At 67.9% G+C, this 9,958-nt stretch carries 7 protein-coding genes and 1 pseudogene; 3 read left to right on the top strand and 5 right to left on the bottom strand.

Going from position 1 to position 9,958, the window contains the following annotated elements; all coding sequences use genetic code 11:
- Together C6N75_RS30635 and C6N75_RS10720 are read left to right on the top strand one after the other, a co-directional pair.
- A pseudogene (locus C6N75_RS30635) lies at positions 1 to 1,200 on the top strand (hypothetical protein); the annotation flags it as partial.
- Between the two features lie 34 nt (positions 1,201 to 1,234).
- A complete protein-coding gene (locus tag C6N75_RS10720; protein ID WP_181160435.1) occupies positions 1,235 to 1,561 on the top strand; it encodes a hypothetical protein in 327 nt (108 codons plus the stop codon).
- Between the two features lie 389 nt (positions 1,562 to 1,950).
- On the opposite strand, the gene C6N75_RS10715 is transcribed toward C6N75_RS10720, so the two are convergent.
- Complete coding sequence (locus C6N75_RS10715; RefSeq protein ID WP_105868639.1) at positions 1,951 to 2,502, bottom strand: hypothetical protein; 552 nt, start codon at positions 2,500 to 2,502, stop codon at positions 1,951 to 1,953.
- Between the two features lie 94 nt (positions 2,503 to 2,596).
- Here C6N75_RS10715 and C6N75_RS10710 point away from each other — a divergent pair, with 94 nt between their 5' ends.
- Positions 2,597 to 3,367 carry a transposase gene (locus tag C6N75_RS10710; protein WP_105868638.1) on the top strand — a complete coding sequence of 257 codons (771 nt, stop codon included), beginning with the start codon at positions 2,597 to 2,599 and terminating at the stop codon, positions 3,365 to 3,367.
- Positions 3,368 to 3,599: 232 nt separating this feature from the next.
- Here the strand turns inward: C6N75_RS10710 and C6N75_RS10705 are convergent, their stop codons facing one another.
- The 4 genes from C6N75_RS10705 to C6N75_RS10690 all read right to left on the bottom strand — a co-directional run.
- Positions 3,600 to 4,094: a hypothetical protein gene (locus C6N75_RS10705; RefSeq protein ID WP_146132542.1), complete on the bottom strand. Its 495-nt coding sequence runs from the start codon at positions 4,092 to 4,094 to the stop codon at positions 3,600 to 3,602.
- A gap of 234 nt (positions 4,095 to 4,328) precedes the next feature.
- Positions 4,329 to 6,125, bottom strand: coding sequence for a D-glucuronyl C5-epimerase family protein (locus C6N75_RS10700; protein WP_105868636.1), 1,797 nt, complete (start codon positions 6,123 to 6,125; stop codon positions 4,329 to 4,331).
- Positions 6,126 to 6,317: 192 nt separating this feature from the next.
- Positions 6,318 to 8,108 carry a D-glucuronyl C5-epimerase family protein gene (locus C6N75_RS10695; RefSeq protein ID WP_105868635.1) on the bottom strand — a complete coding sequence of 597 codons (1,791 nt, stop codon included), beginning with the start codon at positions 8,106 to 8,108 and terminating at the stop codon, positions 6,318 to 6,320.
- 114 nt (positions 8,109 to 8,222) lie between these two features.
- Positions 8,223 to 9,958: FG-GAP-like repeat-containing protein (locus C6N75_RS10690; RefSeq protein ID WP_105868634.1), on the bottom strand; the 1,736-nt coding region annotated here is incomplete at its 5' end.

Raw genomic sequence — 9,958 nt, 5'->3', positions numbered from 1 at the left:
GCGGCCCTGGCCAACAACGCCAAGGCCGAGGCAGGCGAGGCCGCAGCCGAAGCCGCCAAGTCCGCCGATGAGGCCGGTCGCCATGCCGCGGACGCGGACAAGGCGGCCACCGCCGCCGAGACCAGCGCGGCCCAGGCCAAGCAGTCCGCCATCACCGCCCGCAACGCCGCCGCAGCCGCCGACCGCGACGCCGACGCCGCCGAGGACTCCGCCGCACAAGCCGAGTTCTCCGCACAGTACGCACGCGACTCCGCCACGCGCGCGGACCTCTCCGCTGCCGAGGCCCGCGCATCGGCCCTGGCCGCCGGCAAGGACGCCGACGACGCCAACCGCCTGGCAGGCCAGGCATGGGCCCAGGCCAAGGAGGAACTGGAAAAGGAAATAGCGGAAGAGATCCGCAAGAACAAGGAAGAGCACGAGAAGCAGCAGGCGGCGCAGAAGAAGAAGGAGAACCGCAAGAACCAGCAGTGCGTCAGACTCTTCCCGCACGGACACACCTACGAACCCTGCGACGAAGCCGACGCACGCCACGAGCGCACCCGCGAGCACTTCACCATCGCCGCGGACTTCGCCCGCACCTACCTCTTCGCCAACACCGAAAAGTGCATCAAGGACCCCACCTTCGGCGACTGCGCCCTCGCACTCACCGAAATCATCCCCGCCGGGAAGCTCAGACTCCTCACCAAGATCGACGACGCAATCGACACCTATATGAATGCCAAGAGGGCCAAGAAGCTGCCATCGGTCTGTGGTGCAAAACCTCGCTTTCCGGTGAAGGCCGGCGTCGGGGCGGCGTTCAATGCGGTAGCGCATCCCGTCTTGCTGAGCGCCCGATCCGGCGAGGATCCTCGCATATTCGTCAACTTGCATCCTGAGGACAAGCCGGAGTGGTTCAAGGCCATCGCGCCTGGGACTGCCTTGTCTCGATCGGGGAACTACGCGTACGTTGTACTCGAGGACGGTCGGCTAGTGATCGGGAAGAGGACAGCGGGACACGTGAGTATATCTGGTGGCGGTCCGGTAACCGCTGCTGGAGAGTTCAAGACCAAGGGCGGGCAAGTCGTTTATCTAGACAACAAGTCGGGGCACTTTCGGTCCCACGGAAAGCACGCAGAGAAGGCCGCCATCGACGCCTTCGGTAGAGACGGAATAGATGTCAATGGAAAGTACATTCATGCGTGGGGAAAGCCGGATTGTTGACCCTCTGGAGAATTTCTGTGGTCTGGTGCACCGGGTGCTTCGAATCGCGTCTGAGACGAGTGGTGTAGAGGAGCTACAGGAGGATCTGGAATCCATTCTCGACCTTGTTCAGAAGAACCCTGAGCGGCGGTCTGATTTCGTGATAGAGATCGGCGTCATGCTTGACTCGCTCGTCGACGGGGTGGTTGAGACGGTCTGCTTCCTGATGCATGAGTTGCGGTGGGCTGAGGTCGAAGGGGAAATCCGGAGCAGGGCAGCCGATCCAGGGGACGACGTCAGCAACCTGCGTTTGTACGAAGCGATGCTGGATGCGTTCTCCGACTCGTGGCGCGATCGAGACCTCTACCGGAAGTATTCCTGATGAGGATCACCGGGATCTTGCGCATGACCGCAGAGGCGCTCGGCCCGAGCCGCCCCAGCTGCTGTCGCCAGTGTGTCGTTGAGGTTGGGTGGCTGCCGGTGGTCAGCTCCGTGCGACCTGCACGGGGCTACCACAGGGTCGGAGTGCGGAACAACTGAGAGGTCTGTTCGCGTGGCTTAGCCTCTGTCACTGGGCTGCGCTCCTGAGGGACCTGTGGGGCCTGGCCTCGAGGTTGCGCTTTCCTGCATAGATGGGCGCAAGGGCTCTCGTGCCCAGCATTGCTCGTGGGCCTTGAGGAGGAAACGGCGCGAGGGCCGTCATCCCCCAAGGGCTGTCCCGCAAAGATCTCGGCCTCGAGTGCGGAACGGCCTGCCGAGCTGGCGAGGTGCTCAGCCGGTGGTTCGTGAAGTGTCCAGGAACTGGGCGAAGTCGGCGAGCGTGTGGAAGTCGTTCTCGCGTAGGCCGATCCACAGGTTGACGTGGTGGAGGAGCCCGGGTCCTTGGTGGTGGGCGGTCACGTAGGTCTGATCCAGATCGCTCTGCTCGTCGTCCACCCAGGCGAAGGGACGGCCGCCTGCGTAGCTCACCAGCGGTCTTGTCTTCCAGTGAACTCCATCAGGGCGCTCTTGGAGCAGGACGTCGCCGAAGTCCACAAAGGGAAGTTCCGGAAGGCCGAGGACCGGTGCGATCCACCGGTTGGCGTCGTCCATCCATGTGGTGGCCCAGCAAAGCTCGAAGCCGAGCTGGAGCAGGATTCGTCCGTGCTCCGGATTGAGCCAGATCCGCAGGGGGCGCCGTCGGGATGCAAGGCCCCTGTCGGCCTCATGGACATCGTTCCGGGGAACTCGGAGTGTGGTGTAGCCGTCGGGACGTCTCTCCGGCTTGGCCGCATAAGGGTTGAGCGGCCCGTCCACGTCGAGGAACAGCAGTGGTCGGTTCACGGTTTCCCCAGGGTCTTGCTCACTGTGGACTGCCCCGAGCAGCGTAGCTGTGGGATTATCTCGGCATGAGGCCGGCCTGGGCGATGATCACGATGTGGCCAGTGTGATCACGGCATCGGAGCCGTCTTGGATAACCCCGTTCGCAGGGCTGAGCCCGCGCTGCTTCGGCAAACTGCTGACCACGCTCCGGCGCCATGGAGCAGATGTGGTTCACCAAGGGCGGCCGTCGAGCCCGCCGTTGGAAGACCGAGTGCTGCTGGTCACGGCCTACTGGCGAACTAACCTGACGTTGCGGCAGCTCGCTCCACTGTTCGGCGTCTCGAAGTCCACGACCGGCCGAGTCATCAACCACCTCGGCCCCCTGCTCGCACTCCCGCCCCGCAAGCGGTTCGCCAAAGACACCGTGCTCATCGTGGACGGCACCCTGGTACCCACCCGCGACCACGCCATCGCCGAGCGCCCGAAGAACTACCGGTACTCCACCAACCACCAGGTCGTCATCGACGCCGATACCCGCCTGGTCGTCGTGGTCGGCCGACCGCTCGCCGGGAAGCGCAACGGCTGCAAGGCAGGGGAGGAGTCCGGCGCCAAGGCCGCCGTCGGCAAGACCACCACGATTGCCGACGGCGGCTACCCGGGCACTGGCCTCGTCATCCCGCACCGCCGGCAGCGCGACCAGACCGAACTGCCGGCCTGGAAAGAGGAACACAACAAGTCCCACAAGCAGGTCCGCGCCCGCGTCGAGCACGTCTTCGCCCGCATGAAGACCTGGAAGATCCTGCGTGACTGCCGCCTCAAGGGCGACGGCGTCCACCACGCCATGCTCGGTGTCGCACGTATGCACAACCTCGCTCTCGCCGGATAGGCAAGCGGGCCGCACGGCGGCCAACCATGCCCGAGGCGACCCTGAGATCATTTACGGGACAGCCCTCAGCAGGCTCAACGTCGTGCGCATCAGTGGCCGATTGGAATTCTGACCGGCTCGGACATGAGCAGCGAGCACCGCCTTCGGCATGAGTATCCGCCCTGGCTGCGGTCTGGGCTCGACACCTCGACTCGATGGAGAGGGCCGCCGCATCGTCTGACTTCACGGCTCATCACTTTCCGACTCGCAGCTCCAACCCGCAGCCGATGAGCTGGCTGTAGCGCAGCTTGCCCTGACGGTAGGTGTACCTGCACAGCTCGACGTCCTCGGTCACCTTCCCGGTGACGAGCAGGCGGACCATCGGGACGTGGTGGCCGTAGCCGCCGGGCTGCACGGTGAAGCCGCTGGAGTAGTCCTTGAGCCGGGCGAAGTCAGGCATGTGAGGGGCCCCCTCGGCGGCCAGGAGCGGAGTGCCGCCCGTGTCCCGGATGTCGAACACTCCGTAGTCCAGGGCCTTCAGGCCGGCCGGAAGGTCCACGATCTCCCCGCCCGTGATCTCCATGTCCTGACCCGACCGGTTGTACGGCCCGGGCAGCGCGAACCACAGGACCTGCCCCTTGACGGCGTGGCGGTATCCCAGCTCGTTGTGGTCGAGGCCTCCGGCCAGGGCGTGGCCGGGGCGCGGTTCGCCGGCGTGGGTGCTCTCCCAGGAGGAGCCACCCGTCACCGCCAGGCAGGCTAGCGCCAGCGGCAGCACCGCCCACGCCCGGGGACGCCGTCGTGCCGTGCCCCGCCGGGAGGGGGGAGAGGACGGGGGAGATGGAACGGGCTGCGGAGCCATGCGCGTACTCCTGCGGTATGTCATGCCGGTGCCCGGCAGTCGGCGAACGACTGCCGGGCACCGGACATCGAAGGTCGGTCGGCTGCTGTGCGGGTCGATCCGGTGGTCGGGGACAGCCCGTCAGGTGCGGCCGTCGGTCAGGACCTGGTTCGCCGGCACCCAGTACCCGGCCAGCGAGCCCGCCACGATCCGGCACATCGCACGGCCGTTGACGATCGATCTCCGGTCGAACTGGAAGGGCTGCACGCTGGCCGACTTGAGCGACTTGGTGAGGCCGGTCGCGCCGTCGGTGCCGAACTTGTACGCCGTCACGGCGGCGTTGGCCGGGACGGTGAGCGTGCGCCGGATCCGGTAGGTGGTCACCATGTGCTCACCGCGCAGGAAGACGTTCGGCCACGCCTCGCCGATCCACATGCCCTTGTACGCGCCCGCGGAGATCCGGTACCAGATTCCCGCGCCCTTGATGCGGCGCCGCTGGTTGACGGGGGCCTGGGTGGCCCGGGTGAAGGTGACCTTCTTGGAGGAAAGGATCTTGTCCTGACCCTTTCCGGTCTTCTTGTCGTGGTAGTAGCCACCGTCCGTCTTGGCGTCGACCGTGTACAGCGTGTGCGTACCGCTGCCGATCGCGATCAGTGAGCCGGCGGCGAGCACCGGCGAGGGGTAGTCGTCCAGCAGCGTGTCCAACTGGTTTGCGAAGACAGCGCTGTTGGTCTGGGCGTGGAGCTGCTGCCACAGCGTGACGTGGTGGTGGTGGTAGGTCGGCGCGGGGATGCGGTGGGTCTGGCAGTAGTACGAGAACCACCGGGGGTTGCGGAGCAGCGAGAAGTACCGGGCCATGGTGGTGCAGGCGCCGTCGTACAGTTCGGCCGCCAGTTTGTTGCCGGTGAGCTGGTAGTAGTCCCACAGCCCGAACATGGCGAAGATCATGCCGTTGTACGTGTAGTCGCCGGCGCCCGGCGACTTGAACGGGTACTCCTGGATCCAGAGGTGACCGGCCCGGTCCTTGTTCACGACCCACGGGTGGCCGTCGTCCCCGCGCAGCAGCGAGGCGAAGGCCCCGTTGGCGGCGTTGGTGTAGAGCGTGCGCTCCTGGCTGGTGATGCCGTCCAGCCCGGCCAACTGGGCGAAGAGGCTGATGACCTCGCCCTGGGCCATGCCCGAGTACCAGGGTGCCTTGTAGGAGACGCCGCTGTGCTCGGCGTGCGTGTAGTCCCACGGGTAGGGGAAGTACCAGGCTCCGCGGGTCACGACCCGCTTGGTGATCAGCCGGTTCGCCTGGTCCTTTGCCCGCTTGAGGAACAGGGCCTTGCGGGTGGCGTCCCTCTCGGTCCGGTAGCTCGAAATGCATCCGAGGCCGAACTGGGCCTGCCCCACCGGGTGGTCGTAGCCCACCGGGCCCGGCTTCGTCCCGCCCTTGGTGGCGGGCTTGTAGTACATGTACGCGCCCTGTGTGTTCAGGTGGTACAGGCTGGTGACCGGCGGAGTGGCGTTCGCCCAGGTGGTCGGGCGGTTGCGCCAGGGCCGGAGCGCCTCCGGCAGGTCGGACACGATCGTGAAGCCGTTCTTCTGGAACGCGAACGGCAGCGTGGTCGGAACGTCCACCCCGGTGCGGGGGTTGGGCATGTTCTCGCTGTACGGGATGCGGGGAGGCGTGTCCGGTATGGACGCCGTGCCCTCGTCCAGGGGGTCCGGCAGCGGCGGCAGCGGTATGCCGGAGCCCCCGCCGGTGCCGCCGGGCAGGCTGAGCGCGAGGGAACGCGGCATCCGCGCGAACGGATCGGCCACCGGGTCGTCGAACACCCCGGTCGCCACCGCGGTGAACGCCCCGCCGCCGACGACGGCGCCGCCGGCGACCGTGCCACCCGCCAGACGTATGAATCGTCTGCGACCGACGGCGGCGCGCCTCTTACCCGTCATGGATCTGTACCCCCCATGGGCATGAACTGTGTGAAGTGTGGATCGTAAGTGAAGGGTGGGTGACTTCCCTATTCGGCGTGAAGAGACCCATCAAGGGTGACCGGTAACGGCCTTGACGCACATCACGCCGAAGATTGAAGCCACCCGATCGAGCAGGACCGGCCATCTCGCGCGGCGGCTGGGACGCGCCCCTCACACGGGCGGCGTGCCGGGCCGGCTGTCCGCCGTGACGCTCGTCGCCGCCACCCAGTATCCGGCGAGGCCGCCCGCGGTGATCCGGAACATCGGCCGGCCGTTGACCACGGCGCGGACGTTCGTCGGGGCGTTGGACGGAGCGGCGAAGGAGACGGTGCGGATGGACGCGTCGGCACCGTCCTCGGTGAAGCGGTAGACGTCCACCTCCTGGTCGCCCCCGGGGAAGGTGACCGTCCGCTGGTGGTGGTAGCCGTAGGTGAGGTACTCCCCGCGCAGGAACACGGTCGGCCACGTCTCGCCGACCCACCATCCCTCGTACGCGCCGGCGCTGATGAGGTAGTAGACGCCCCGTCCCTGGATGCGGCGGCGCACGGCGACCGGGGCCTGGGTCGCGCGCGCGAAGGTCACCTTCCGTACCTCCAGTTGGGCGTCCTCCTTGGAGGGGGACCACTTCCCCTCGGCGGCGGTGTCCAGCCGGTACAGGGAGTGGGTGCCCGCCGCGAAGGCCACGGTCCCTCCCGCCTCACCGATCGAGCCCGGGAAGTCGTCCACCAGGGTGTCGGTGTGGGCGGCGAAGTCCGCACTGCCCGTCTGCCAGTGCAACTGGCGGTACAGGTCGATGTGGTGCTGGTGGTAGCTGGGGGTGGGCACTCGGTGCGACTGGCAGTAGTAGGAGTGCCAGCGCGTGTTGCGCAGCAGCGGGAAGTAGCGGGCCAACGTGGTGCAGCCGCCGTCGTACAACTGCGCCGCCAGCTCGTTGCCGGTGGCGGTGTAGTAGTCCCACAGCCCGAACATGGCGAAGATCATGCCGTTGTAGGTGAAGTCCCCGGTGCCGGGGGAGGCGCCCGGGTACTCCTGGATCCAGAGGTATCCGGACGCGTCCTTGTTCACCGCCCACGGGGAGCCGTCGTCACCCCGCAGCAGTGAGGCGAAGGCGGCGTCGGCCGCCTGGAGGTACAGCTCCCGCTTCTGCGCGTCGACGCCGTCGAGCTGGGCGAGCTGCACGAAGAGACTGATCGCCTCGCCCTGCGCCATGCCGGAGTACCACGGGGCCTGGTAGGCGACCCCCGGGTGCTGGTCGTTCCGCCAGTCGAACGGATACGGGAAGTACCACGCCCCGCGTGCCTCCACCCTGCGGTCGATCAGCCGCTTGGCCTGTGCCTCGGCACGGAGGAGGAACACCGACCGGCGGTGGGCGTCGGTCTCGTTGCGGTAACTCGTGACGCAGCCGAGCCCGAACTGGATCTGCGTGACGGGGTGGTCGTAACCGGGCTGGTCCCGGGCCGCACGGAACTGCACGACGCCTTCGGCGTCCAGGAACTGGTTGGTCGAGTTCGGGCTGACACCGTCCCAGGGCGTCGGCCGGTTGCGCCAGGGCCGCAGTGCCTCCGGCAGCCCGGGCAGGATCCGGTAGCCCCCGCGGTTGAACGTGAACGGCAGGGAGGTCGGGACGTCGACGGTGACCGCCGTACGCGAACCCGGCGCACTGCGCGCGTACGGCACGCGGCGGCTGGGGGGTGAGATCCGCCCGTCCGCGAGCTGGTCGGGCAGCGGCGGCAGGGGGGCGTCCCGGCCCACCCGCCGCGGCACGCTCAGAGCGAGGGACCGGGGCATTCCGGAAAGATCGCCCGGGACCGGGCTCGGCAGGGGGGCAGACGGAACGGCCGCGGCGGCGTGGGCCGGCCCGGCGAACGTCCCGCCCGCCATGACCGCGGCGCTCGCCGCCGCCGCCTTGGCCGTCAGGCGTATCAGCGCGCGCCGGTCGAGGCCGGTGGTGGGGTCGGACATGGAGGACACTCCTGGGAAGCAGGCGGGAATCGAGAGGCAGGACCGGCGCGAGGCGTCGGACAGCAGTGGGAGGGCGCCTCGGCTGGGCGCCCTCCCACTGCTCCGTGCGGATGATCAGTTGTAGGTCGTCAGCAGCTTGGTGGTCGGGAAGGACCAGGCGCCGGGGTTCGAGGACCAGCCGGCCAGACCGCCGTTGAACTTCGCGTCCGGGCGCGCGGTCCAGGTGATCAGGCGCACCGAGTCGTCCTGTGCGTGGTTCATGATCGCCAGATCGTCCCGGCCGTCACCGTCGTAGTCGCCGGTGATCATCTTCAGCCGGGCCACGTCGTAGGTCTTGGCCGCGTCCAGCGACACGGTGGCCGATCCGAACCTCTCCTTGCCGTCCACCTTCTCGAACAGCATGGTCGACGTACGGTCCGAACCGTCGTCGTAGGCGTACCAGACCAGGACGTCGTCATGACCGTCACCGTCGAAGTCCCCCGCCTGCGGCAGCGCCTGCTCCCACTTCCAGGCCGTGGACTCCCACCAGGGCAGCCCCGGAGCGCCGAAGCCGCCGTTCGCCAGCGTGTCGAACACGTACGCCTTCACGCCCTGCGCGCCCTGCTTGTAGAACACGCTCAGCTCTTCGCGGCCGTCACCGTTGAAGTCGCCGGAGACGAACTTGGTGCTGGAGCGCAGCCACGAACCGGCCGGAGCCGTCCACGAGACGAAGGGCGAGTTGAGGGTGCCGCTCGGCTTGGAGGTGAAGGTGACCAGCTTGGTCACGCCGGTGCCGGCGTCCGCGAACCAGACCGCCACGTCGTCGCGGCCGTCGCCGTTGAAGTCACCGGCCTGCGGCGTCATGTACGAGATGTGGTACTCGCTGCTCGCGGTGGCCGCCCACGCCTGGACCGGCGCACCGAAGCCGCCGTCGACCAGCCCCGGGAAGAAGAAGGCCTTCACGCTGGTGTCCCCGTAGCCGTGCAGCGCGATCGTGTCACTGCGGCCGTCGCCGTTGAAGTCACCGGAGACGAACTTCATCGCCGCCGCGTTGTACTCGTCCGTCGACGCGGTGAACGACTTCTGCGGCGCTCCCAGGGATCCGCCCGACTGCCCCGGGAAGGTGTACAGCGCGTCCGACACGGCGTTCGGAAACGCGTACCAGGCGCCGACGTCGCTGCGCCCGTCACCGTCGTGGTCGTGCCGGACGACGGTGTTCGAGGACCAGACGGACCGCTGCTGGCCGTCCAGGACCAGCAGGTTGCCGCGGGGGGTGAGGGTGAGGGTGCCGCCGGGGGCGGTGGTCTGGGATTCCCAGATCTTGGTGCCGCCGTTGTTGTGGACGGTGAGGTTGCCGGTGTTGTCGAAGCGTGTGGTGGCGCCGGGGTTTCCGGTGGTGCCGGTGGACCAGAGGGTTTTGCCGGCGGCGGAGGTGAGGACGAGGTCGCCGTCGGTGCGCATGGCCAGGGTGGTGGGTCCGGCGATGAGCATGCCGCCGGGCTTGAGCTGCTGTCCTGCGGTCAGTCGCGTGGTGAGGGTGAGGTCGTCGACGCGGGTGGCGGCGGCGGTGTTGAGGGTGGTGGTGTCTTCGCCGAGGCAGCCGGTGAGGCTGGACTTGGTGATGATGCCGACGAGCTGGGTGGCGCCGGCTGTTTCCCGCAGGATGGGTGCGCCGGCGTCGCCTCGGCAGACGGCGTCGCTCATGCCGTTGGCGGTGAGGGTGAAGGTGGTGGGGTCGACGCTGCCGGTGGTGAAGGCGCCGGTGTGGAGGGTGTTGGGGACCCATTCGGTGCGGGTGCGCCCGTAGCCGGGCACCTTGAGGGTGTCGCCGGTGGTGGCGGGGGTGGTGGCGGGGGCGGCGGGGGTGATGC

This window comes from Streptomyces solincola (genome assembly GCF_002982015.1).
Lineage (GTDB): Bacteria > Actinomycetota > Actinomycetes > Streptomycetales > Streptomycetaceae > Streptomyces > Streptomyces solincola.
This window is presented reverse-complemented; position numbering and strand designations above follow the sequence as displayed.